The organism is Halocatena marina (assembly GCF_023276375.1).
GTDB lineage: Archaea > Halobacteriota > Halobacteria > Halobacteriales > Haloarculaceae > Halocatena > Halocatena marina.
In genome coordinates, this window is record NZ_JALLPK010000003.1 from 101,025 (window position 1) to 124,483 (window position 23,459).

23 protein-coding genes and 2 pseudogenes are annotated in these 23,459 nt (G+C 54.4%); 13 read left to right on the forward strand and 12 right to left on the reverse strand.

Annotated features, from left to right (window positions below; translation table 11 throughout):
- Positions 1-293: 293 nt before the first annotated feature.
- Complete coding sequence (locus tag MW898_RS21290; protein ID WP_248910312.1) at positions 294-2,078, reverse strand: glycoside hydrolase family 15 protein; 1,785 nt, start codon at positions 2,076-2,078, stop codon at positions 294-296.
- Positions 2,079-2,555: 477 nt separating this feature from the next.
- On the opposite strand from MW898_RS21290, the gene MW898_RS26570 reads away from it, so the two are divergent.
- Both MW898_RS26570 and MW898_RS21295 read left to right on the forward strand, forming a co-directional pair.
- Complete coding sequence (locus MW898_RS26570; RefSeq protein ID WP_507237222.1) at positions 2,556-2,705, forward strand: DUF6788 family protein; 150 nt, start codon at positions 2,556-2,558, stop codon at positions 2,703-2,705.
- 67 nt (positions 2,706-2,772) lie between these two features.
- Positions 2,773-2,955 carry a hypothetical protein gene (locus MW898_RS21295; RefSeq protein ID WP_248910313.1) on the forward strand — a complete coding sequence of 61 codons (183 nt, stop codon included), beginning with the start codon at positions 2,773-2,775 and terminating at the stop codon, positions 2,953-2,955.
- An 86-nt stretch (positions 2,956-3,041) separates the two neighbouring features.
- Here the strand turns inward: MW898_RS21295 and MW898_RS21300 are convergent, their stop codons facing one another.
- Positions 3,042-3,581: a plastocyanin/azurin family copper-binding protein gene (locus tag MW898_RS21300; RefSeq protein ID WP_248910314.1), complete on the reverse strand. Its 540-nt coding sequence runs from the start codon at positions 3,579-3,581 to the stop codon at positions 3,042-3,044.
- Positions 3,582-3,823: 242 nt separating this feature from the next.
- Here MW898_RS21300 and MW898_RS21305 point away from each other — a divergent pair, with 242 nt between their 5' ends.
- From MW898_RS21305 to MW898_RS21315, 3 genes are all read left to right on the forward strand, one after another.
- Positions 3,824-5,248: a cytochrome ubiquinol oxidase subunit I gene (locus tag MW898_RS21305; protein WP_248910315.1), complete on the forward strand. Its 1,425-nt coding sequence runs from the start codon at positions 3,824-3,826 to the stop codon at positions 5,246-5,248.
- The gene (gene cydB, locus MW898_RS21310; RefSeq protein WP_248910316.1) at positions 5,241-6,245 is read left to right on the forward strand and encodes a cytochrome d ubiquinol oxidase subunit II; all 1,005 of its coding nucleotides are present in this window, start codon (positions 5,241-5,243) and stop codon (positions 6,243-6,245) included. Before MW898_RS21305 ends, cydB begins: the two co-directional genes overlap by 8 nt.
- Before the next feature lie 88 nt (positions 6,246-6,333).
- The gene (locus MW898_RS21315) at positions 6,334-6,549 is read left to right on the forward strand and encodes a hypothetical protein (protein WP_248910317.1); all 216 of its coding nucleotides are present in this window, start codon (positions 6,334-6,336) and stop codon (positions 6,547-6,549) included.
- Positions 6,550-6,826: 277 nt separating this feature from the next.
- On the opposite strand, the gene MW898_RS21320 is transcribed toward MW898_RS21315, so the two are convergent.
- From MW898_RS21320 to MW898_RS21345, 6 genes are all read right to left on the reverse strand, one after another.
- Positions 6,827-7,132: a hypothetical protein gene (locus MW898_RS21320; protein WP_248910318.1), complete on the reverse strand. Its 306-nt coding sequence runs from the start codon at positions 7,130-7,132 to the stop codon at positions 6,827-6,829.
- Positions 7,133-7,423 (reverse strand): hypothetical protein, encoded by a 291-nt coding sequence (locus tag MW898_RS26055; protein ID WP_309242244.1) that lies wholly within the window; start codon positions 7,421-7,423, stop codon positions 7,133-7,135.
- 176 nt (positions 7,424-7,599) lie between these two features.
- Entirely contained in the window at positions 7,600-7,818 is a 219-nt protein-coding gene (locus tag MW898_RS21330; RefSeq protein WP_248910319.1) for a hypothetical protein, read from the reverse strand.
- Between the two features lie 26 nt (positions 7,819-7,844).
- The gene (locus tag MW898_RS21335) at positions 7,845-10,445 is read right to left on the reverse strand and encodes an efflux RND transporter permease subunit (RefSeq protein ID WP_248910320.1); all 2,601 of its coding nucleotides are present in this window, start codon (positions 10,443-10,445) and stop codon (positions 7,845-7,847) included.
- A 193-nt stretch (positions 10,446-10,638) separates the two neighbouring features.
- Positions 10,639-10,914 (reverse strand): DUF7521 family protein, encoded by a 276-nt coding sequence (locus MW898_RS21340; RefSeq protein WP_248910321.1) that lies wholly within the window; start codon positions 10,912-10,914, stop codon positions 10,639-10,641.
- Positions 10,914-11,369, reverse strand: coding sequence for a winged helix-turn-helix domain-containing protein (locus tag MW898_RS21345; protein ID WP_248910322.1), 456 nt, complete (start codon positions 11,367-11,369; stop codon positions 10,914-10,916). Before MW898_RS21345 ends, MW898_RS21340 begins: the two co-directional genes overlap by 1 nt.
- Positions 11,370-11,720: 351 nt before the next feature.
- Here MW898_RS21345 and MW898_RS21350 point away from each other — a divergent pair, with 351 nt between their 5' ends.
- Positions 11,721-12,161: a hypothetical protein gene (locus MW898_RS21350; protein ID WP_248910323.1), complete on the forward strand. Its 441-nt coding sequence runs from the start codon at positions 11,721-11,723 to the stop codon at positions 12,159-12,161.
- A 98-nt stretch (positions 12,162-12,259) separates the two neighbouring features.
- On the opposite strand, the gene MW898_RS21355 is transcribed toward MW898_RS21350, so the two are convergent.
- Positions 12,260-12,721 (reverse strand): halocyanin domain-containing protein, encoded by a 462-nt coding sequence (locus tag MW898_RS21355; protein ID WP_248910324.1) that lies wholly within the window; start codon positions 12,719-12,721, stop codon positions 12,260-12,262.
- A gap of 687 nt (positions 12,722-13,408) precedes the next feature.
- Between MW898_RS21355 and MW898_RS21360 the strand changes: the two are divergent.
- The 3 genes and pseudogenes from MW898_RS21360 to MW898_RS21370 all read left to right on the forward strand — a co-directional run bounded on the left by MW898_RS21360 (position 13,409) and on the right by MW898_RS21370 (position 16,561).
- Positions 13,409-13,730, forward strand: a pseudogene (locus MW898_RS21360) (DMT family transporter).
- Between the two features lie 281 nt (positions 13,731-14,011).
- The gene (locus MW898_RS21365; RefSeq protein ID WP_248910325.1) at positions 14,012-14,857 is read left to right on the forward strand and encodes a formate/nitrite transporter family protein; all 846 of its coding nucleotides are present in this window, start codon (positions 14,012-14,014) and stop codon (positions 14,855-14,857) included.
- Positions 14,858-15,229: 372 nt separating this feature from the next.
- Positions 15,230-16,561, forward strand: a complete 1,332-nt coding sequence (locus MW898_RS21370; RefSeq protein ID WP_248910326.1) for an MFS transporter — start codon at positions 15,230-15,232, stop codon at positions 16,559-16,561.
- Between the two features lie 89 nt (positions 16,562-16,650).
- On the opposite strand, the gene MW898_RS21375 is transcribed toward MW898_RS21370, so the two are convergent.
- Together MW898_RS21375 and MW898_RS21380 are read right to left on the reverse strand one after the other, a co-directional pair.
- Positions 16,651-17,097, reverse strand: coding sequence for a universal stress protein (locus tag MW898_RS21375; RefSeq protein ID WP_248910327.1), 447 nt, complete (start codon positions 17,095-17,097; stop codon positions 16,651-16,653).
- Between the two features lie 219 nt (positions 17,098-17,316).
- The gene (locus tag MW898_RS21380; RefSeq protein ID WP_248910328.1) at positions 17,317-17,835 is read right to left on the reverse strand and encodes an HPP family protein; all 519 of its coding nucleotides are present in this window, start codon (positions 17,833-17,835) and stop codon (positions 17,317-17,319) included.
- A gap of 401 nt (positions 17,836-18,236) precedes the next feature.
- Between MW898_RS21380 and MW898_RS26285 the strand changes: the two are divergent.
- Positions 18,237-18,383 (forward strand): annotated as a pseudogene (locus MW898_RS26285) (IS6 family transposase); the annotation flags it as partial.
- Between the two features lie 148 nt (positions 18,384-18,531).
- On the opposite strand, the gene MW898_RS21390 reads toward MW898_RS26285, so the two are convergent.
- On the reverse strand, positions 18,532-18,729 hold the full coding sequence (locus tag MW898_RS21390; protein ID WP_248910330.1) for a hypothetical protein: 198 nt from the start codon (positions 18,727-18,729) through the stop codon (positions 18,532-18,534).
- A 425-nt stretch (positions 18,730-19,154) separates the two neighbouring features.
- Between MW898_RS21390 and MW898_RS21395 the strand changes: the two genes are divergently transcribed.
- From MW898_RS21395 to MW898_RS21405, 3 genes are all read left to right on the forward strand, one after another.
- Positions 19,155-19,337, forward strand: coding sequence for a hypothetical protein (locus MW898_RS21395; protein ID WP_248910331.1), 183 nt, complete (start codon positions 19,155-19,157; stop codon positions 19,335-19,337).
- Positions 19,338-19,722: 385 nt separating this feature from the next.
- Positions 19,723-22,092, forward strand: coding sequence for a heavy metal translocating P-type ATPase (locus MW898_RS21400; protein ID WP_248910332.1), 2,370 nt, complete (start codon positions 19,723-19,725; stop codon positions 22,090-22,092).
- An 11-nt stretch (positions 22,093-22,103) separates the two neighbouring features.
- Positions 22,104-23,186: a transposase gene (locus MW898_RS21405; RefSeq protein ID WP_309242245.1), complete on the forward strand. Its 1,083-nt coding sequence runs from the start codon at positions 22,104-22,106 to the stop codon at positions 23,184-23,186.
- The last annotated feature ends 273 nt before the right edge of the window (positions 23,187-23,459 follow it).

The window sequence follows — 23,459 nt, forward strand, 5'->3', positions numbered from 1 at the left end:
GGTGCCATCAGTGGAACTTCATTAGTCAAGCAAATCAATCGGCGGCAGATTCCCCATTCCTTGGAAATTCACCGAAGGGACTTCATGCTCGGCCGCTAAATTTCGGGTATCGAGTGGTGGCAAGGTCTACAGTTGGAGCCGTCACATAGCATCGAGGCGCAAGCCCACGACTTTCGTTGCGGATTCCCGAGGGAGTGCTCCCACAGCATCTCGTTCTGCTACTCGAAACCGCCGCTCGACCAGTCCAGGATGACACTATCGCGCGGATAAGCTATACGATGAATGAGGGTTGGTTAGTCGGGAATGGCGACTCCGTCACCCAACCAGATTCCAACTGGATCAGGAGCGGGCGTTTCAGGATTACTCAACCAGTCAAGATAGAGTGTACTATTGATCACTCCGACGTGACTGAATGCTTGGGGGAAATTCCCCCGATGCATGCTGTCATCATCTGCAAGGTCGATCTCTTCAGCTAACAGCCCGAGTGGACTGACATACTCGAGAAGGTTCTCGAAGTGTTCCTGAGCCTCTCTGACCTGCCCAGAGAGTGCGAGCACGTCAACAAGCCAGAATGAACAGAGTGTGAATGTGCCTTCGTCACCTGACAGCCCATCCTCTCCGTTGTAGCGGCGGACGAACCCCTCCTCTGTTTCGAGTTCCCGTCGAATGGCCGCAATCGTCCCTTGGATGCGGTCGTCATCGAAGGGGAGAAACCCAACTATCGGAATCAGTAGTGCCGTTGCATCAAGTGCATCACCGTCGAACGCACGAGTGAACGTATTCCGTTCCTCGTCGAATCCTCGGTCAAGGATGGTCGTCCGAATGCGGTCACGGACGTTTCGCCAGCGGTCAAGTGGAGCGTCCCAGTCACTCTGCTCGGCCAGTGCGATAGCACGGTCAAGTGCTGTCCAGCACATTATCTTCGAGTGGACGAAGTGACGTGGCTGACTTCGAACCTCCCAAATACCGCTATCAGGCTGCTCCCAAATCTCTGTTACGTAATCAACAATATCACTGTATGCACGCCAATCATTCTCGCCGAGTTCCCAGCCGTGATGGACGGCGACCGCCACTGCGAGAACGAGTTCGCGTTCTTCAAGGTCAACCTCGCCGTGAAGTCCGTATAATGGCTGAATTTCGCCAGGTGGCATTCGACAGAGCTCTAGGAACCATTCGAAGTAGTCACCTGCCTCCTGAAGATGTCCCATTTGCGTGAGTGCTTGTACGGTGAAAGCAGCATCACGCGGCCAGCTATAGCGATAGTCCCAGTTCCGGACGCCGCCGATCTCCTCGGGCAGAGAAGTGGTCGGAGCTGCCGCAATGGCGCCAGTCTCGGTGTGCGTCAGTAGCTTGAGGACGAGCGCCGAGCGGATGACGAGATCGTTCCAAGAACTGTCGAAAACGCCGTTGAATGTCTGCGTCTCATCGTTGTTGTGCGTCCACTCTCGCCAGTACGAGATCGTTCGTTCAAGTGCTTGCTCGCATCCTGTGGCGCCTGGTGAGGAAACGTCACCATGCGTCAGGACGAGCCATCGGCTCTCGTCCGTGTTGAGCTGAATGGTTGCGGTCGCACTCATCGAATCAGTTTCCGTTTGGAGGTCGATCTCGCTCGAGAGGGTGAGTTGTTGGCCACCACCTCTTGAGATAATATCGGCATCGTTAGAAGACACCTCCATGTCCGCCAGCCCGTAATTGTGCCGTGGAGCGAAGTCGATCTTGAGATTGACCGTCCCGTCAGTGCATTTGATCTTGCGATAGAGAGCCCGACATGGCTCCTCTATCTCGTCCTCGGTTGGTGGCATGAAATCGGTTATCTGAACTGTACCATCGTCGGTTCTGAACTCGGTTTGCAAGACGTTCGTTCGGAAAAGATACCTTTGTTCAGTTTCGAACGCTCTGACTGGGCTGATTCGAAAATGACCACCTCGATTGGCGTCGAGGATAGCTGCAAAGACGCTTGGTGATTCGACGTGCGGCAATGGATACCACTCGATTGCGCCACCCGGATTAACGAGCGCACAGGTCTCCAAGTTCCCAATAATTCCATATGATTCAATCGGTGGGTATTTATCCATCATTGGCGAGCCTCCCTCCCCGGCTGGCTTGGTTCTCAATGAACTGCACAGAGTAGATTGGTAGCGAGACAAAGCGAATCATATTTCACAGTACGGTGGCTGTGAGCATATCGGTTCGGAATGTGGAGGTAGATGAATATTTGGCTCCGAACATTTTACTGTGAAAGTGCGAGAGGAACGTCGAGAATAGCCAGTCTGGAACTTCCTCGCACATCAGGAAGTGCCATACTGCTCGGTCTTCTCGGCCAGCAACGAGTATAGTTCCTAATACCCCAGCTGCGATTCACGTCCGACGCGGATGGCGACGAGATTGTCTTTGCGAATGGGAATCCATCTGTCTCTCGAAACAACCAGGGGACAGACACTGGACGAGACACCGACGGGAGAGAACGACGGATGGAAGCCAAGTAGGTGGTAAACGAGCAGCGTACCGAGCCGGAGTGAGCAGTCCCGGGCGGGCACGATACAACCGGAAAGACGATCCAGAAGCGATATACCACTTTCAGTGATCCGAGTTGCCATTGCACTAAGAGCGAAGGGCACGGTCCCTCCCTCTATGCGTATTGGCGCGAAGACGATACGCTTCACTCGGGATACGTCGGGAAACCTGTTTCTCCCGAGAACACGTGACGGACCATACACCGGATTTGTCTGACTAGTGGTAGGTATTATAGTAACGGGTGTGGTGGAGACTGGCATGGAATCTGCCCTTCCGGATGATTTACCCGTTGATACGGAGAAGTTACTGACGTGGGAGACGGAGTACTGGAAGTGTGGAGAGCAAACGCCGGTTGTGTGGGCTCGTGACGATCCGCTTGATACACCGATCGGCAGTGTGCTCGCCAATTACGAGACGCCCGTCACTCGGGTCTACAAGTAAGACACTAGATAAAAAGGTGTAAGGGAAGTCTGCAAGCATTGTGATGTCTATCAAGACAATCAACGATTGGGTAGTGACCAAAGTGGTTATCCAGAGAAATTGCTGTACGAAACCGCTTTCTGATCGACGATGGTCTGGCTCTCGGGGACCTTTCCGTCGGGCGGCATACTGCCTTCGGCGGGGCCGCCAGGCTCGCCGACGACGATCCGACCAACCATGCCGAGGCTCTTGTGAGGGATACAGAAGTAGTCGTACGTCCCTGTCGTCTTGAATGTATGCTCGAAGGTTGCTCCCTGCTTGTTCAGAATTCCGCTGTCCCATGATTTGGCGCCATCAGGAATGCGGGTGACTGATGCACCTCCAGTTCCCTTTTTGTATGCTGTCGCAGAGTGGCTTCCGTTGTCGATCTCGAACGTAATTGTTTCACCAGATTCGACGAAGAGTCCAATCGGATCGAAGTAATAGGTGCTCCCTTCCGTGACCATCAGAACCGTGTTCGTGGCCTCGTTCGATGGTGTACCTGTTTCCTCACTTGCGTCAGGATTCGAACTACTACACCCAGCGAATCCGGTTAGCCAAGCGGTTGCAGCAAAGCCAGTGGTCTTCAGTATCTGTCGACGCTCCATAACCAAGTTTTGGGGACTCAGTGATAGACCACTTTGGCGGAATCCCGGTCGATGGGAATCCGCCATCAGATTGACTGTCACTCCGTCCAATCATCTACTGATGGCAACGTCAGTCACCTACGCTCGTCGGTTCTGGCGTCCAAGTAAATCCGAACGACGATGCTCATCAGGTCCGCGATGGAAACCCCTCATTTCAACCTCACAGGTGGGGGGTACCGGAGGGTTGTACGGCGGTGGTGTCGATGGTTGATCCGGTCATCGCGAGCCGACTCCAGTTTGCGATCACCACCATCGTCCACATCATCTTCCCCGTGATGAGCATGGGGCTTGCGCCCTTCCTCATCTACTTCACGTGGAAAGAGATCCGGACGGAACGACCGCTCTACGAGCAACTGCGCCGGTTCTGGACGCGGATCTTCGCGGTGAGTTTTGTCGTCGGTACAGTTACCGGACTGATCCTCGAGTTCGAATTTGGGACGAACTTCGCGGCTTTTTCGACAACCGCCGGAGAGCTCTTCGGCGGCCCGCTCGCTCTTGAAGGGATGATGGCGTTCATGCTTGAAGCGACGTTCCTCGGAATCTTCGTCTTCGGTCGTGACCGTGTCTCTGACCGACTTTACTTCCTGTCAAGTATTGCTGTCGGCCTCGGCACGTGGCTCTCGGCTGTCTGGATCCTCATCGCAAACTCTTGGATGCAGACCCCTCGCGGGTTCGAAATCGTCGTCGAAAATGGCAACCGCGTCGTGAAACTTACTGACCCACTGGCGGCGTACTTCAATCCGCGATTCTCCTATATGTTCGTCCACATGCAGAATTCAGCTGTCGAGTCGGTTGCACTCTTCATGGCTGGCGTCGCCGCTTACTATGTCTTCCGGCATCATGTCTGGGGCTACTCCATCGAACACATCAGTTTCTGGGAGAAAACGCTCAAGATCGCGCTTGTCGCGTTAATCATCACAGCGCCACTCCAAGTCCTGCACGGGGACGCCTACGCTCGACACGTCTACGAAACCCAGCCCCAGAAGTTCGCCGCGATGGAAGCCGTCTGGGAAACCGATTCGTACGTCCCCGAATACATCGTCGCATTCCCGACAAATGTGAATGATCTGCTGAACCCCCAGACCAAGGATCTCTTCGGGATCGGTATTCCGGGTGGTGCCTCATGGCTCGCAAGCGGGGGTGAACCTCAGGCGACGATACGCGGACTTGAATCGTTCTCGACGGAAGCCCCGCCAGTCGCAATCGTCTTCTGGGCGTTTCGCATCATGGTCGCGCTTGGGTTCTGGTTCATCCTGCTGGCGTTCTGGGGCACGTACCGCTGGTGGCGTGGGGAACTGTTCAAGGATGACCTCCTCCACAAAGCGTTAATGGGATCGTCACTCCTCGGGTTTGTCGCCGTCGAGGTCGGGTGGATCGTCACCGAGGTTGGCCGCCAGCCGTGGGTCATCCAGGGCGTCATGAAGACCGCAGACGGCGTGTCATCCGGCTTGACGAGTGGCGAAGCGACGTTCACCCTCCTCGGGTTCGTCACCGGCTATGCACTGCTGCTTGGACTGTACACCTACGTCGTCGGCCGCATCATCAGGGCAGGACCACCTGCGGGTGACGACCTCGAGAGTACGTCCGAGCCACCATCAGCGGATCCGGAGGTGACCACAAGTGATTGAGATCGGATTGCTGGCCACAGATCCGCTGTTCGGACTGCCGCTCCCAGAGCTCTGGTTTGCACTCCTGTTTTTCATCTTCGGGATGTTTCTCTTTCTCGATGGCTTCGACTTCGGCGTCGGGATTCTCTTCGCCACCCGTGACGACGAGCACGAGAAAGAGCAACTCCTCGCAGCTGTGGGCCCGTTCTGGGATGGCAATGAGGTCTGGCTCGTCGTCTTCGGTGGAGCACTGTTCGCCGCCTTCCCCGCCGTGTATGCGAATCTGTTCAGCCGATATTATCTGTTGATGTTTGCGATCCTCGCCGCGTTAGGGCTGCGGGGACTCGCGCCGGAGATGTACGAAGAACGTGACGACAACCAATGGCAGCGGTTCTGGGGCTACGCGTTCATCGTTGGGAGCACGACGACGCCGTTTCTACTCGGCGTGTTCGTGATGAACTGGCTCCTCGGGTTGTCCACACTCGTTACAGTACAAGGACTACTCGCTGGGGTAACGGTCGTCGCACTGACTGTCGTCGACGGCGCGGCATTCCTCGGCTTGAAGACGCGGGGATCACTCCGAGATGACGCACAGACGTACGGTATCCGAGCTGCGATCAGCTATCTTGTCCTTACGGGCCTCACGCTGGGGCTCGTCTACGTGACCACCCCAAGCCTGCGTGCCTCATTCCAGTCACCAGTCGTAGTCGTCCTCGTCCTCGTGACCGGGAGCCTGACAGCCGGCTACATCGTCGCGTCTCGCAACCAACGATATTATGTAGCCTTCGCGACCGCGGCCGGACTCGTCTTTGCGCTCGTCGCACTGCTCGCGGCACTCATGTTCCCGCTTATCGATCGAGCGGCTGAGCTGACAATTCGCGATGCCATCATATCGACGCTGCCGCTCAATCTTATGACGATCATGGCGAGTGTGCTACTCCCGCTGGTGCTCGTCTATTTCGCTATTCTCTATTCCGCGTTCAGCGGTCCAATCGAGGGCGAGGAAACCTATGGATGAGCGACAGACAATTCCGGAATCCACACCACGGTCAGGTTCGACCACTCTCAAGGATAATCAGCAAACAACCTCACTCAATTAGGCACGAATGACTACTCAAGCTCAATCCGGGATGAAACCGCATCTTGCATCGCGAATCGTCGTAACGTGGGTCGAACTCACACTCGGTGGACTCGTCGGAGGCATTCTTGGTACGTCACTTGGAGGTCCTCCTGGACTCATCATCTATTTCATTACAACCCTCGTGTCAGTCGGTATCGTCTTCTACAACGTCAATCAGCTCATCCAACAATGGATTGAATGACGGTGGGAACACGACTGTGAATAACGATCGAATGGGGTTTGATAAGGGTACTCTGACGTTTCAGTAGGTCTTCAATGACCAAATTCCTAGGATGTGTCCCGCATCGGTCCATGCTCCATCTGAATCATAGCTGATGAGGCGGCCGTCGTTCGTTCCGGTCAGGAGATTCCCGTCGACAGCCGTCCACGCGAGGACGACCTCGTCGGGCTCACCGGGATACGAAACTGTCTCGAACGTCTCGTCGGTATCCGTCGACCCTACTAGTATCGCGTCGGAATCATTCCCCCGCTCCAGGTTCCCGGTGAGCTGCGAGCGGTGGCCACGTAGAGACGACCATCGAGCACGAACTCTTCGCGGAAGTACTAATGATCAAGGTCCGTGTCGAGACGCGTCCAGGACAGCCCAGCATCGTCTGTTCGGTAGAGTCCATCACCGGAAGGGGCGATGTACTCATCTGGACCGAGAACGAGGACGTGATGGACGTCCTCGTAGATTCCGTCGTGACGCTCGGTCTACATTCACCCTGGTCATCGCTAACGTGGACGCCTCCGATCCCGACGCCAGCAATCACGCGATCGGGCATCTATCGGGCACACACCGAGACCCCGCTCATAGGCCTTGTTACGGCGGCGTGGCGTATGCCACTCGTCTCGGTCGGTCGCCAACTTGGCGGGAATTCGTTGAAGAATTTCGTGAGAACGACGTCGACATCGGTCTCGTGAACCAGCCGATCGAGACACTGGATGAAGACGATTGGATGGTCGAGATGATGGTGTTCGCCGATGTTGAGCAACTGAGCGATTACCTCACCCCCAGCCAGTGCGCCAAGTGACTCTTGACGTTTCTCGTCGCGGATCGCGACGAGAATCATCATATAGTACCTACTATACGAATTTTAAATTTCGGGCCCTAAGATTTTCTGGACTCTCCAAGAATTCCAAAAAGCTATGAGCGAACGAACAAGCACAGTACCCGAGTTCGCATGTAACATAATGACCCTTTGGCGTGTTGGTGCCGTGTTGTAAGGACCAAACAGTGTTGAATCAAAGCCTAAGCGAACTGCTCGAGCATTGGTTGAGAGGACTCACGACAGAACAACGCCCGAACGAGCGGATCTCTCTCGTATTTTTGAGATTCACTGTGCTTGCTATCCGTCTCGTGGAGCATTCTTTCGACAGGAAGCGTTCGAACGAGATCGATAAGCGTCGATGCTGTTTCGAGCTGTGTGTCTATGTCATCGAATCCGTTCAGAATAGCTGTCTCAGTCATCGAATTCCACGAAAAATGGAGTGTGCCTAGGCGAGTCGAGCAAGCAAGCGCTTACGGACGATGAGCAGACACGGAAGCACCGTCATGCACGCGATGAACGCATAGACGATACTGAGTCCTGTTACGATGCCAAATCGCTGGAGCGGTGGTGACAGCGCTAGTGCGAGTACACCGAAGCCAGCGGCTGTCGTTACGGCACTGCCGAGCAGCGCGCCACCGGTTCCAGTGAGTGCTGTCGTCAGCGTGTCTGCGAGTGAGTCGTGACGAGCACGTTCGTCGACGAACCGTTCGCTGACGTGGATACTGTAATCCACACCGAGTCCGATCGCCAAACTCGTGATAACGACGGTTTCGCTGTTGAACGGAATGTCGAGGACGGTCATCGTTCCGAGCAACCATGCGAGAGCAATGACGACGGGGGCGAGCGTTAGGACACCCAATCCTGGCGCCCGGTATCGCCACCAGTACAGCCCGATCAGAAGGGCAAGGATGACACCAAGCGTGATAGCGAATCCTTCGACGAGAGTTTCGAACAGCCCGCTCTGAACGACTGCAGTGATGACCGGGCCACCCGTTGCGACCGCTGTCACCGGTGCCGCTCCTTCGACCGAGGTTGCGACATCCCGGACATCACCTGCGACCGACTGAGCAGAGGCGTTGCCTTGCACGCTGACGATCAGTCGAGCAGATTCGTACGATCCATTGTCTGCCCTGTAGAGCACCGAGGAGGCCTGGTCGGGAGCGGCTTCAAACAGGAGATCGTAGATCATCGCAACATCTCTGTCCGGGAGGCCATCCCTATCTGTGTCACGTGCTTCGATAGCGGTGGCAACCGTTTGGTTTTCGGTGGCGACACTCCGAATGACGGACGCTGGACTCTCGATCGCGGCGCGTCCATCACCACCAACGACGATCGTCCCACTGCGGTCCATATTGTCGGTCGCGTTATCGGTGGCGGTGAGCACTGTCGGTGCAGTCACGTCACCGCGTATCAGTATCTGGCCCTCCGCGTCCTGTCCGCGTTGGCGGAAGTTGTCGCTCAGATAATCGAGATTCTCACTCACCTCGTAGTTACCGGGTGCGAACGGTCCTGGAAGCGAGTCCATCCATGCTGGCGCATCCTGTGGGATGAAATCGGCCTGGTTGAACTCCGTATCGATGCCGGTCGCGCTGTATGCACCTGCGGAGGCAAGCACCACCGAGATCACGAGGATGACGATGGGTGCTCGCTGGACGAGCGTCGAGACGCCCGAGAGACCACGGTTCAACCGTCCGGAGCCCACACCAACAGCGGGATTGTGTCGGTCCCAGCCACGGCGGTCGAACAACCGTTCGAGTTCGAGCTTGAGAGCTGGGACAAGTGCCGCAAAGACGAGGAAGATAGCGACGATGCCGATGCCACTCAGAATGGCGAAATCCTGAATCGATTCCAGCGGGCTGATGTAGTTCGAGAAGAATCCGACGGCCGTCGAGAATGCAGCGGTCGCCAACGCGAGAACGACACCGCCGATCCCGACTCGCATCGCGGTCGTGGGGTCCCGCCGACTGACGCTCTCATCGTCGGTGTCAAGCGCACCCTCTCGTGTCTCCCGATAACGCATGACGACGTGTAACGAATAGTCGATACTGAGACCGATGAGTAAGAATGGAACGGCGATCAGGGTCGAATTCGACGGGATTCCGAGCCATCCCTGTATGCCAGTATACCAGATCATCACGACGCCAATCCCAAAGACACCCACGAGCACGTCCATGAGATCACGGTAGGCAATGGCGAGAACGACAAGGAGGAGAATGATCGCAACGGGCGTAATAATGATGAACGTATCACCGATGGCCTGTGAGGATTCCGCATCGATGATACCCTGTCCGAACACGAACGCATCGGTAAAGCGCTGCTCGATCAGCGAATCGATCGCGACCTGGGCATCGTTCACCGTCTGGGTAGTGGTATCTGACCCACTCGGGCTCTGCTGAAAGACGAGCGTTGTTCTGGCTTCCGCAGTGGTCGTCCCTGGTTCGTACTCTGTCGAGAGGAATTCCGTCGGATCGCTGCCTGGAACGGTAGCATTCGGGGCAAGAATACGGCTGAGATACGTCTCGACCTGCTCGTCTGAGCTGGATTCAAGGGCTGCGATCTGCTGATCGAGTGCCGGTGACGACTGCTGACTCTGCGGTGGAGCTGTTGTCGTAGAATTGTTGTCGGCGCCCGAGGAAGAAGGCTGATCGGCCTGTTCGCGAGCGTACGCGATGTTCGCAACCACGTTCTCGATACCGATTACCCCCGTCTCGTTACGAAGCGTTGCGTTAATAGACTCGTTTTCACGGATCTCCTGCTGCAGACGGAGGCTTTGTAGCAACGACTCACGCGTGAGAACGTCACCACCTTCGTCTCTGACGACAACCTGTGCAACGACGGCATCGTCGGTCCCATACGTCGAATCGATCTGATTGAGCGCTGCCTGTTCCGATGAATCGATGCCAGCTTGACCGATCTGCCCCTCTTCGGTCGGGCCAACGACGGCACCAGCGCCAACGATGGTCGTGACAACGAGCAACAGAGCGATAATCAATGTACTGTGTGACGTGAGCATCTCCGCGTACCGAGACGTGAGCTTCCGGCTCATCGATCACTGCTACCTCCGGTTACAAAACCGGTTTCTGCGTTCGGTCGACTGATGGAAGGGTCGAGCCAGTCCATACACGTTCTCTGAGAGCGACTAATAAGGAGTGATGGACGATTCCCAGGATGTGGGGCAACTGAATATTGCTCGAGAGTCCCTGTTTACGTATGGCGTTTGATAAGATTACACTCGGTTGCTAGGTCTCGTAGAGTCCAACAATCATCACAACGAATCCGATAGAGAGTATCACACTTTCGAGGAGCATCCCGATCGTGACTGACGCGCCGCCAATGTGATGGAATACGCCAACGAGAAATGTTCCGAGTGTGATGATCGTTAACCCTACCGCAAAGTACTGGAGGCCAGCGATTCGCGTTCGGCTGTAGGCTCGATATGCCATCAAAGAGACAACCCCTCCCAAGAGAAGTGCGGTCATCTTGACGACGACGAGCAAGCCAACAAGTAGTTCCATTATGATTCCTCTTTCATTGCCGACCAGAATGTGGCCAGTCGTTCTTCTGCGTCCATCTCTGGACGCCTAACGCTCATGGTAAACTCGCCAGAATCGTCGAGATCGATCGAAACCCCCGTAAAGTCTCGTTCATAGAGCGTGGCGTTTGGCCCATCCTTCCGAACTTCCGTATACTCTGTAACGAGCGCAGCTTCGCGGAGTAATTCGAGCTTCCGGTACACTGTCGAGTTGGACAGGCCACATTCATCACAGAGTTCGCTCGCAGATTTTGGCGCATCCAATTGCGACAGTATTGTTCGACACTTACTGTCGTTGAGCGATTCCAACACCGCTGGGAGGTCAGAGTCATCCACTTCCTCCGATGGTAGTTGCGTTGCTTCTGTCGATGAGTCTACCGAGCCGGCGTTTGACGGGATCAATGATAGTCGATTTGAACCAACGTGTTGGCCACTCATGTCAGAGATGGTTTGCAATGTCTGTTATTTTGAGTGGCTGTGGGGATCATGTCTCGAAGTACCACTCCTAATGAGGGAGGGAATATAGGAATCACGATCAGTCCCAGGTTGTGGGAATGGGACGACTATGGTCTCTTTGTGCGGTTTCTGGTGGCCAATGAGCACTATCCCCAGACTTTGGGACTGCTCCATCGATGTTTATATTTCAATCCCGAACGTTCTATTGATGACTCACGAATTTACTCCCCGAGTCGAACCGAACTACACGACAACTGCTATCGAAGGCGACAGTGTACTTCAATCCAGGACCGGCATTGGATGTGACGTTGATCTGAGTACAGAGGAGCATCGATGACGTCCGTACTTGAGATGGTTTTGACTATCCACACGATCCTTGCAGCGTTGTGGACTGGCGGTACGGTCGTAATTGCAGGTACTGTCATTCCAGCAGCGCGCAGAGAATTGCTGCAGTCGAACGGTCTTACTCTTATTGCACGACGATTCTGGTATCTCACTGTTGGCTCAGTCCTGCTATTGTTGTTCAGTGGTGGCCATCTTGCAGGAACGCTCTATACCGTCGAAACACTGCAAGCGACGGGACGGGGGCATCTCGTGCTGACGATGGTCGGTCTGTGGCTGGTCCTTGTACTGTTGAATTTCTTCGGGTTCCGTCATCTAACTGGTGCTTCGTCAAATCAGCCAGTCGCTGCTGCAGCCACAAGGGCACGGCCGTGGTTTCTCAGCGGAAGTGTTGTCTCGATAGCACTACTCGTTGTTGCTGGGCTTCTATGAGTTGATACGAATTCCGATTGAGAATTGTATTGTTAGAGAAGCAAACGAAGAACGACAGATACTATTAGGGCTAACTCACTCAACGACGACCACTCCTTTCATCCCCATTGTCTTGTGGGTTCGCAGAAATATTTATACACATCGGTGTTTTTAAATAGATACTCAAAGACAGTCCCTTTTGCCTCAGTCATCTTGCTCTGGAAGGTTCCCTCCTGTACAACAACATTGTGTGCTCCTCCTTTCCCCGTCCACTTCCACGTCACAGTCGTTCCCGATTCGATCCTGATCGCTGGCGGTGCGAATGCGTATAGGCCATTATTTCCTGCAGCGCCCACAGTGACAGTGATCTCCTCGGTATTGGTCTTGTCTACGATCCCGTCGAAATTAGCAGTGTTGTCGAACCATCCGTCGAACGCTTGTTTTTCTTTGGTGGCAAGCGAATCGTCGTTCTTACTGGAATCGCCTGTGCTTGAACATCCAGCAAGAAGCGTTCCAGTAGTCGATATTGCTATTGTTTTCAAGAACGTTCGCCGTCCAATCGAAATTGTTGCCTTCACCACATATTCTTATAGGACTGTAGAACGATTAACGGTACTTTCGATTTCCATCAGCTGGGAGTACTCAAGTGGCGCTGGGATCTGGATGATGCAAGATGGCGCCACTGGTCAGACCAGCATTTGCACGAGCATATCAGCGAGTACGATACCGTTGTCGTTGATGAGATTGATCGCTCCGATCGGTCGCTGATTTCGCCGGATACGTCGAAGGCGTCTTGAGAGCACTGTTGATATCGATCTCGCCAAGCAGCCAATCGGCACAGTGGACGAAGATATCTGATGATCCGCTACGGCCACAGAAAGCATCGACGCGCGATCGTCGATGGCAAGTGGGTTGGATCCCCACCGTACGGCTACACTGTTGAGGAGGTTCTACAGCAAATCCCAATGAGTACGTATAAGCCCAGATCTTTATTCGTGAGGTGGGAAAGGACCAAAAAACCGAACGACAGCTGAGTTCTTCGAAATTCCCACCTCCTAATGCGGACCATCCTCAAGTGGGCCGAAGAGAACTACTGAAGTCAACTAGGTTGATTCGTCGCGCATGAGAATCCAACCTGTCCGACTGCAGGAGTTGGTCACACTCTGCCAGCAGGAGTGTCTCCGCTCGCAGAACGCTAGACGGCCCAAATTATCAGCAGACACAGCCATTCCGCAACCACTATGATCCCATACTTATTCGTCTTCTAGATGGTCTCAGCATGGTTCTACCTCATCGTCGCAGCATTCTTTGAAACCGGCTGGGCAATTGGTCTCGAATACTCCGAAGGATTCACGTAACTCGTCCCGAGCATCGTCACCGTCATTTCAATGGCCATCAGTGCGGTTCTACTAGCGAAAGCAGTCCAATCGCTTCCTATTAACAGCATACGCAGTCTGGACAGGTATTGGAGCCGCCACAACCGCCATTCTTGGTATTCTCCTCTTTAGCGAAACTTCAAGTGCAGCTCATCTTGGATTCATCGACCTAATCATCGTCGGCGTTGTCGGTCTCGAAATCACGGGACATTAACGTGTAGATAGCGGCCCAATCATCCTAAACGAAACGAATGTCAATATAGACGAATTCGGCTCGGTCGATTTGTCATGCGTAGAACTGACGAAATATAAGTTGTCGTGATAGTGTTCAATAGTTATTCGTGTCTGAGCGATCCACCTTCCTACCGTCAGCTTCCCTCTTCGGAGATCCCGAACAACGAGAGACGTATCCTGATTTCTCGCACGCATTATCAAGCCTAATTGGTTTACGGACGGATCGGTTGGTACGAATATGCGTCTCAGAGTGAGTCTCGAATGAGCGACGATGCCGATGGGCCAACCGGTGCGACGCTCTCGTATCGTAATATTCTCGAACGTGAGATGGAGAACGCGCTCAAGGAGATGGATCGACCGTTAGTAGGGACGTTTATCTCCGGCTTCTCTGCGGGGCTCAACCTCAGCTTCGGAGCGCTGTTTATGGCGATGGTCCTTACCTTCGCGGGCGGATTCGGTTCGGATCTCACACAACAGGTCGCACTCGCAGGCATCTCCTCGATCGCCTTTCTGTTCGTGGTCATCGGACAAACCGAACTGTTCACCGCGCATTCGACGATGGCTGTCCTCCCGGTCCTCGACGGCCGCGCGTCGGTAGCCGATCTCGGGCGGATTTGGGGCGTGACGTACGTCTCGAATCTGCTCGGCTGTGGGGCGTTCGTCGCGCTGATTGTCGCCATCGGTGAGCCGATGGGTATCGCCGAGCCGTCGGCGTTCGGCTCGCTTGCGGGGGCGCTGGTAGGACTTCCGTGGTGGGTCATCACGCTCTCTGGCGTCGTTGCGGGATGGCTCATGGGGTTAGCGACGTGGCTCTCGGCCGCCAGCCGCGATACGATTGGGCGTATCGTCTTCGTCTTACTCACGACCGCAGCCATCGGATTCGGCCCATTTCACCACGCCATCCTCGGGACGACCGAAGTGCTCTCGGCGGTGGTACTCGAGACAGGTGTTACCCTCGGGACGTTCGCCATCTTTCTGCTGTTTACGACGATCGGGAACATTATCGGGGGGACCGTCTTCGTCGGACTGCTCAACTACGGGCACGTTGCCCTTGCGGGCGAACAGAAAGATGTCGACTTTCAGGCGGACGGGATTGAGGACTCCTAATGCAAAGGAGAGATAGACATTGGTGATGTCTGGTACATAGCAACCTGTCCGACAAGAGTAGAAATGGAAAAACATAGCTGGAACAGGCTTTTCAGAGACGACACGAAATGGTACGAATACTGATCATACGATTTTCCACGGCAGTGTAACACTACTGACGAGGAACTAAGAAAGCAGATTTGGGGTTCAAATAAATTGATATTCAAAATACAATTCGACAGAGCCAAGGGGTCGACGCCGTGACACGAACTGTACAAAGATGGCTACGATTCATCCGCAAGATGTGGAGCAGAGGCGACACAGTATCTCCCGAGGCATCGGTAGAAATCTAGCTGCAACGTGTCGACGGCAACGCACCGTCGCGAGCAAATAATGGACGACCCAGTAGTCGGTACACACGGGGTCACAGGCTCCCCGAGACGGGGGCTGTTTATGGCTACATTTGGGTTTTTCGCGGGGCTCACGACGATCGTCTTTTACGGCGCAGCCGGCCCTATCTTCGAGGAGCACCTAGCGCTAACAGGTGTTCTCCATGGGCTGTTGTTGGGTTCGCCGCACCTCAGTAAAGCAGTACTCAGAATTCCGTTTGGTGCCTGGGTCGACGAGGCCGGGGGCAAAAAGCCCATGCTCATCCTGTTGGCGGTGACGATTGTCGGAATAGCAGGGCTCGTTGTCACCCTGTTCGTAACGTATCCAGAGAATTTTGGGATGCATCTCTATCCACTGCTGGTACTGTTCGGGTTGTTGGCGGGAGCAGGCGGGGCGACGTTCTCCGTCGGCATCAGCCAGACCTCCTATTGGTATCCCAGTGACAGACAGGGATTCGCGATGGGTGCATTTGCTGGTGCAGGGAATATCGGACCGGGAATGGTTGTCTACGTCTTGCCCGTTCTGATCGGGTTCTGGGGGCTGACCATGGCGTACTCGCTGTGGTTTGCGTTCGTCGTCGTCGTCACAGCTGTCTACGCGGTGTACGCCGTCGATCCCTACTACTTCCAGCTCATTCGGCAGGGAAAAGACGAATCTGAAGCAGCACAGACCGCAGACGAGCTCGGGCAGGACATTTTTCCATCCGGGAACGCGTGGGAGTCACTACGAGTATCCGCCTCAATCCGACGGACATGGGTACTCGTCTTCCTCTATACGGTCTCGTTTGGTGGAGGGTTCACCTCCTTGTCCGCCTGGTTCCCCACCTATTGGGACCTGTTCCACGGATTCGATCTCTCGATCGCAGGCCTGCTCGCGGGCATCTTCATTGTCTACGGGTCGCTCATCAGAATTCCCGGTGGTAGTATTAGCGACCGGTTCGGCGGCGAAAACGTCGCTATTGTGAGTTTCAGCATTATGGCAGTCGGTGCGGCGGTCATGACCGTCGCATCGGGATTCTGGCCCGCGTTCATCGGTATGATAATTCTTGGGACTGGGATGGGGATCGCGAACGCAGCCGTCTTCGAGTTAGTTCCGAAGTTCGTCCCGGAAGCCGTCGGTGGAGCCTCCGGCTGGATCAGCGGCATCGGCGGTGGCGGGACCCTTGTCATCCTTCCGGCGTTGGGGTACTACACTGATATTTTCGGCCAAATTGGTTATGCACGAGGGTTCTCTCTCTTCGTGATATTGAGCGTACTCTGTGCTGCGGTCGCGGTGGCACTGAAGATATACGGCCCTGAAACAGAGGCACCTGCCGACGAAACGCCCGTTCACTGAGACAGGTATCTCACCTGTTCTGTCTCAGTAGCGGACAAATTGCTGAGCGGTTCCGACGCCGATCGATCCACCGGGAGAGTGGACGATGGCTACTCCTCTGGATCTCGGTGCACAGTCAGGACCGGAATCTCGGACTGGCGAACGACGGCTTCGGTTACACTCCCGAGTAGGGCCCGTTTGACACCCGTTCTTCCATGGGTTCCTATTACGATCACATCGATATCGTTCTCATTCGCATACGTGAGAATATCATCATGAGGACGCCCTTGCCGAACAGCAGTCGTTGTCTCAATCCCTCGATCGTTTGCACGCGCCGCGATTTCACTGGTGGCATCCTTCCCCTTCTTCCGTAGCGCATCCAACAGGTTATCCAAGCCGGGGACTCCCTCCCCAGTGCCGGAAACTGTGGTTGGCTGATCAACGATATAGAGGATATGGAGTGATGCCTCGTGTGTTTCAGCCAGTTCAATCGCGGTGTCTACTGCTGGTTTAACCGCTTTGCTACCATCGGTTGAGATGAGTATTTGATCGAACATACACGGACACGTCTCGTATTGTACTACCAGAAGATACATTATAATAGTAGTCCCGAACCTTCTATCCCTCAGAGTAATCTGAGGAGGGGCCACAGTGGTATTTCAATCAGCAGGCTTCACGATATGAGACGAAGTAAGAGCCACACCGTCCCCACTCTTTCGCTGAACGCTTTCTCGCTTCTCAAACAGCGTTTGATTCTCCCTGCTCTGATGGGGCAGTCAGGGGAAATCACCGACGAGGGTGGTGGATTCGCCGTCAGATTCAGGCCCAAATTCCAGTCGAAGGACCTGAAGACAGGCGACGCACAGGATCGCGATCGTGACGACAGCGAGGGCGAGAATGGTCGGGAATGCCCCAATTGCTGCGATACATGCAATCACATAGGCCATCGGATGGTCCACGTGTAGTACGTAGAAGACAGCGGTGCTCGCCCCACAGGCGAGTAACAGACTCCCAACGATGCGAAGTCCGGATTCTGACATGGGTTCGATACTGGTCGGGGCAATGCCGTGGGCAACAACAGTATAGGCCACCCATCCAGCGATCAACGCAGTCAGATGGCTGACCAACACAGTCTTCGGGGAATTCTCCGACGCATGGGGAGACAGGACGAGCAGATACGCGGCAGGCGCAAGGGCGATTAGAACTCCCCAGAGTCCGGAGGCGAACATAATTCCTGCGAGTATGACAAGGAGTACGGCTCCTTGGCCGCTCGCCCACATCACTTGTTCATCCATCGCTTGCCTCCAAGGTGGGACTTCGGCTTCAATGAGTGTTACGTACGAGGTGTGGAGAGAGTCTCGACGTCTTTGACGGTGAACCAGATACGTTTGCTCTCATGTTTGTTATAATTATTCAGTTGTAATATGTGTGTATTACTAGTTGGTTACTCTCATACGTAGGTACGTCAGGATTCGGATAAGTTTGGTGAACACGTGACAACCAGCCCATTAGGAGCGAGTAGGACGGGTTTCGTACTGTTCGAGCAGTCGTCTGATTCGCTTGGCCGTGAAAAGGCCGTGTGCAAGTGGTGGCAAGAAGATCGCCATACCGTTTGTCATAGATGGACGTTACGCGACGCTATTCCTTACAGGGCACTGTCTGGTCAAAGTATGAGCAGTTCCTGGGTCTGGTGTTCATGCACATCCAGAAACTGCTCGAAGAGACGTTGAACACCGCAGCTCTTGAGTGTTGGGCTGAGGAGAGCACCCCGAGCGCCTACACGCTGCGGGAAACGGTCCCTCTGCTCGAGTTGTTTGGTGTTTCTCGCTCGCATCAGGCGATCGAGAACCGCACCCCGGTTGAGGAGGTGTTGAAACGGTGACTAGACAATATCGATTTCTCTTGACTTCCTACTTCTACGACATGTTTTATATTCGCTGTGGCTGACATGAACGTAGAGAGCACAGTCTGCACCAACCTCACCGAATCTATTACTCGGCGATATCTGGCTTGTTGAGGACGCTCACGGACACGAGAAGAAAGATAGCGAACGCCGTGATCAACCCGCTAACGAGGGCGAGCTGTGTGTCGCGACTTCCTGTCGTCTTGATGACGGCGAGAGTGATTCCGGCCCCGACCGGGAGTGAGAACAGGAGGGCAAAGCCGAGTTCTTCACGATTCATCGGCATGAATGTCCCAAGCGTTATCGTATGTCGGCATCATCGTGTCCACCCGACTCATCGCCATGTGAGTGTAATTGTCCAACGTCTCCGTTCGCAGGCATGTTACTCTCCACTGCCTTGGTCCTAGCTACTTTATCAAACCATACCGTTTTTATTTCATTCGGTTTCCGTCGGGCTCTTGTCTCCACATTACGTGCTATTCGATACTGGACAATAGTTTTTCCGCGAGATTATTACCTACAATAGAGTATACTCAATGGAATCCGCTTACAGCCGACTGATCCTGTACATCGGAAGCCCTTCGCAGTCGGTGTCAAGAAAATCTGTAAGATTTATGATAAACCCATCGCTTGTGTGTTGTTTCTCATCAGTGCCAGGTTGCAGAATGATCGCATCGACGGGATAGCGACAATCAACCAGAAGTGATTGCAGTGACGAGCGAGGGGACCGGCAACATTCTTAACAGCTCATCCGAGTACGAATTTGCCGCATACAAACGAAACGTTCCGATTTGGACGCTTGCAACACCAGCGGATATCAATACCGACAGACGCAATGAAGGTCTCGTTCGGTACGGTCATGGTCGCGTTGTCGCACTTGACTACACTCGGTAGTCATACCTGGAAGGTCGAATCTCGACTTGTTATATGATCTTTACCCTACTCATCCTTATTTTCATTTTTCTATAACGATTTGAATATATAGATACATCTATCGAAACCTCCTGTTTACTTGCTATCAACTCAAGAATTCAAGTGTGCCTTCTAGACAGTTTCGTTGATGAAGACTGGGGAGATGGAGCGATCGTATCTCAAAGCTAATTGTAACACGCTGCTAATCGCCGATGATCAGTCCGTGGTTATCGATCGTGCTCAAGCCGAGATATGCACTCTCTGTGGTCGGGAGCTACCGGAATCGCCTATCGGAGAGACAGACAAATCCTCGTTTTGTTCAATCGGGTGTCAAACTGTCTATGATACAATCGGAGGTGGTAAAACGGTGAGCGAACCCGACGAAGCGCGAAGTGAAGAAGACAGGCCCGAGAATGGTAGCTACCGACGCAGCAACGATACAGATTCACGTGAAGACGTCACTCGTACGTTCCTCCGTATTGACGGTATGCACAGTATCACATGTGAATCATTTTTGGAAGCGGTTGCTGAGGGATGTGACGGCGTCACCGATGCTGAGGCGAGTTACGTCACGGAAACGATACGGATCGACTACGATCCGGGCTCGATTTCACAAGCCACGCTCTGTGATGCACTGAACATAGCCGGTTATACAGCAATTCCTCGCGAGGACGCACCGATTGACTCGAACGTCGCAGCCGAACAGGGTGAACGTCGGCTTGAGAGTGCATTGGGATATCGCTACGCCGCCGGTGTCATCTTTGGCTCCTTTTTGCTACTTCCGTACATTGTATTACTGTATCCAGCTCACCTCTCGTCACTGCTCGGAGAGGGAGCCCTCCAGTCATTTGCGGGAGGTGCACAGTTAGATGGCGGAACTGGAGTCCTGATTTTACCACTCTATCTCGTACTGACGGGCGTCATCCTCTTTTTCACTGGGTTACCGCTGCTTCGTGGTGCGTACGTCAGTCTGAAGATGCGAGCGCCAAACGCAGAACTTCTCACCACACTTACCGTGATGGGTGCCTATCTGTACAGCACGGTTGCCGTCCTCCTCGGCCGAACTGACGTGTATTTCGATCTCACTATCGTGATTGCCGCGATTGTGGTGGCTGCCATCTTCTATGAATCACTGGTCAAACAGCGGGCGATGGATCTTCTGACGAACCTCACTCTCTCACAAATCGACGAGGCCAGACGATACGAACCGGACGGGACGACAAAAATTGTTGCTGTCGATGATCTTCAGGCTAGCGATCGAATTCTCGTCCGAGAAGGGGAGCGAATTCCGGTCGACGGGATACTGACCACTGGAGAGTGTACGGTTGAGGAGGCGGTCATCACTGGTGAGTCGCTTCCCATCGAAAAGCAAGGCGGTGACGATATTGTCGGTGGATCGATCGTCACTGCAGACGCAGCAGTGGTCTCGGTTGCTGACCGCGCTACCAGCAGTATCGAACAGCTCATTACGACTGTCTGGAATCTCCAGAGCGCCGACCACGGGGCACAACGACAGGCGAATCAGTTCGCTGCACGCAGTATCCCGATCATCGTGGCAGTAGCTGTTATCATCGGTGGGACACGACTGGCACTCGATGGAAATCCAGTTACATCCCTTCTAGTCGCGCTGACGGTGCTCTTGGTGGCATCACCGTGGGCATTCGGTCTTGCGACACCACTCTCGGTCGCTACTAGTATCGAAGAAGCGATGCGGCGGGGAATCGTCGTATTCGATGAAACCATCTTCGAACGGTTACGGGATGTCGATGTCATCATCTTCGATAAAACCGGGACGCTGACGACCGGCCAGATGAGTGTGATCGAAGCGGATGCTCCTGCGGAGCTGTTGGAGGCAGCGGCGATGCTCGAGCGGCGGGCCTCACACCCCGCTGCGGACGCGATCGTGGCCGCATTTGCTCAGGAAAATGAGATCGCTGAAACAACCCTGCCCGATGGTAGTGGCTCTGAGGACCCAGACGATGTGGAAGGAGAAGTCGACGGAGTACGGGAGTTCAGTAGCCATTCGACGGGCGTTGAGGGAGTCGTCAATGGCACAGAGACACTCGTCGGTCATCCCGATCTCTTCGAGATACGTGGCTGGTCGGTTAGTGACGAGCTTCTGACCCGGGCAGAGAGTGCGCGTGGCTTCGGTCGACTTCCAGTCCTCGTTGGGCGTGACGGGAATGCAGAAGGGTTCATCGTTGTCGGTGACGAGCCACGGGAGCGGTGGGACGAAACCATTACTCGCCTCAGCGAGCAAGGCATCGAAATCGTCGTCCTGACGGGTGACGATGAAGACGCCGCTAGGTTCTTCGGTCGGCATCCACACGTCGATTACGTGTTTGCGGGCGTGCCTCCCGCCGGGAAGACGGCAACGGTTCGTCGATTACAGTCAAACCGGTCCGTCACGATGGTTGGCGATGGAACAAACGATGCACCGGCACTTGCCCAAGCTGATCTCGGCATTTCACTGGGCAGTGGGACAGCGCTCGCGTCCGATGCAGCCGATATTGCGATTGTGGATGATGATCTCACAGCCGTCGAAACGGCGTTCGATCTCGCTCGTGCAGCCCGTCAGCGAATCAGACAGAATAATGTGCTGGCACTCCTTTATAATGGCATCACGATTCCGTTAGCAGCTGTGAATCTCCTGAATCCCCTCCTCGCGATGGCGGCGGTGATCGTGAGTAGCACGCTTCTCGCAGCAAACTCAGTTCGAGCACTACTTGACTCCTAACGTGCTGTGCGATGCGAGTTGGCCAGCTCAATCGGATGGAACGATCGCCGTCGATCCCTGAAGACGCATTCTGGGAATTACAGACGTATCTCGGGCTGGGAGAAGAGCTCTGTGCCAACGAAGGGGCACGAAGTTTCATCACCGAGTCAACGCGAGAGAAGACACCACTTGGTCATATTCATCGTCACCACATCCGCCAACAGTTATCCATCGAGACGATTCGAGACATGTACCACGAGGCGATGCAACGCCTGCTCGCAGAAGCGACCAGCCGGTCAGAGTACTTCGGGGAAGCAGCGGTGGCGATCGATACGACCGCAGCCGATTCCTTCACGGGTGATCGAGATGGGCACGAGGACGAAATCATCGGCACGAAAGAGGATGACGACGAGTACGCCTACCAGTGGGCAACCATCCAGGTCGTCGGCTGGGGGCCACGGGTGATGCTCGACGTCCGTCCTGTTCGCAAAGGCGACACGCTCGTCGAGATCGTTACGGACCTGCTCGAATCAGCCGAGGAACTCATCCGCATCGATCGCGTCCTCATGGATCGGGAGTTCGACAGCCAACACGTTCTCGAAGCAATCGTCGAGCGTAGGCACGACTATCTCGTGCCGAAGCGCAAACGGACCAGTGAGAAGGCCGTCGCCAGTCGCATGGAACAGCACGATGTTGAGACAGCAGTGAATGAACGAGGGCTTCATCTCGGGAACAACGAGTGGCACGAGACTCAACTACTCTACGTGCCGAAACGGAATTTTGACGGGGAGATCGAGGAAGGCCATGACCGGCACGTCGTGTTCATGTCCTCAGAACCGATTCTCGGCTCGGTCGAGGCTCATATTGGACGATACAGTGATCGCCAGGAGATCGAAGCTGGCTACAAACAGATCAAACGCTTCATGGCGAAAACGACCTCCACAGACTTTGTACTGCGATTTTTCTATTTTGCGTTCGCGTGTCTGCTCTACTCGCTGTGGCGGCTGATCGACCACTTGGTGCAGGTGTGCTTCACTGATTCGTTTACCGATGAACCGTGGGTGACGATGCACGACGTGCTCACATCGCTGAAGAAGCGCACTGGAGTTGGGTGACTACCGCAGCCACCCCATGTTTGCTTGCTCAAGGAGCGACAGGACTGTCATCTGATTTCCTAATTATTACAATGACGGAATAACGATCGATATTCCTCAGTAAATCACCACCAAATTCGGAAAATTATTGAGAGAGTCATGCATTGAGATGCGAAATGAGACAGTGATTCTCAACTTCACCGGAATACGGAAATTGAGTACGTTATTCCCAATTCAGGAATTCAGAGCCAATTCGTCCCAGGTGAGGCTCGCTGTTACGACGCCAGTCGCTGC

Bases quoted from the DNA above. Each gene is read 5' to 3' on its own strand.
- MW898_RS21290 (WP_248910312.1), bottom strand. From the start codon at position 2,078: ATGATGGATAAATACCCACCGATTGAATCATATGGAATTATTGGGAAC.
- MW898_RS21295 (WP_248910313.1), top strand. From the start codon at position 2,773: ATGGAATCTGCCCTTCCGGATGATTTACCCGTTGATACGGAGAAGTTA.
- MW898_RS21300 (WP_248910314.1), bottom strand. From the start codon at position 3,581: ATGGAGCGTCGACAGATACTGAAGACCACTGGCTTTGCTGCAACCGCT.
- MW898_RS21305 (WP_248910315.1), top strand. From the start codon at position 3,824: ATGGTTGATCCGGTCATCGCGAGCCGACTCCAGTTTGCGATCACCACC.
- MW898_RS21315 (WP_248910317.1), top strand. From the start codon at position 6,334: ATGACTACTCAAGCTCAATCCGGGATGAAACCGCATCTTGCATCGCGA.
- MW898_RS21320 (WP_248910318.1), bottom strand. From the start codon at position 7,132: ATGCCCGATCGCGTGATTGCTGGCGTCGGGATCGGAGGCGTCCACGTT.
- MW898_RS26055 (WP_309242244.1), bottom strand. From the start codon at position 7,423: ATGATGATTCTCGTCGCGATCCGCGACGAGAAACGTCAAGAGTCACTT.
- MW898_RS21330 (WP_248910319.1), bottom strand. From the start codon at position 7,818: ATGACTGAGACAGCTATTCTGAACGGATTCGATGACATAGACACACAG.
- MW898_RS21335 (WP_248910320.1), bottom strand. From the start codon at position 10,445: ATGAGCCGGAAGCTCACGTCTCGGTACGCGGAGATGCTCACGTCACAC.
- MW898_RS21340 (WP_248910321.1), bottom strand. From the start codon at position 10,914: ATGGAACTACTTGTTGGCTTGCTCGTCGTCGTCAAGATGACCGCACTT.
- MW898_RS21345 (WP_248910322.1), bottom strand. From the start codon at position 11,369: ATGAGTGGCCAACACGTTGGTTCAAATCGACTATCATTGATCCCGTCA.
- MW898_RS21350 (WP_248910323.1), top strand. From the start codon at position 11,721: ATGACGTCCGTACTTGAGATGGTTTTGACTATCCACACGATCCTTGCA.
- MW898_RS21365 (WP_248910325.1), top strand. From the start codon at position 14,012: ATGAGCGACGATGCCGATGGGCCAACCGGTGCGACGCTCTCGTATCGT.
- MW898_RS21370 (WP_248910326.1), top strand. From the start codon at position 15,230: ATGGACGACCCAGTAGTCGGTACACACGGGGTCACAGGCTCCCCGAGA.
- MW898_RS21375 (WP_248910327.1), bottom strand. From the start codon at position 17,097: ATGTTCGATCAAATACTCATCTCAACCGATGGTAGCAAAGCGGTTAAA.
- MW898_RS21380 (WP_248910328.1), bottom strand. From the start codon at position 17,835: ATGGATGAACAAGTGATGTGGGCGAGCGGCCAAGGAGCCGTACTCCTT.
- MW898_RS21390 (WP_248910330.1), bottom strand. From the start codon at position 18,729: ATGCCGATGAATCGTGAAGAACTCGGCTTTGCCCTCCTGTTCTCACTC.
- MW898_RS21405 (WP_309242245.1), top strand. From the start codon at position 22,104: ATGCGAGTTGGCCAGCTCAATCGGATGGAACGATCGCCGTCGATCCCT.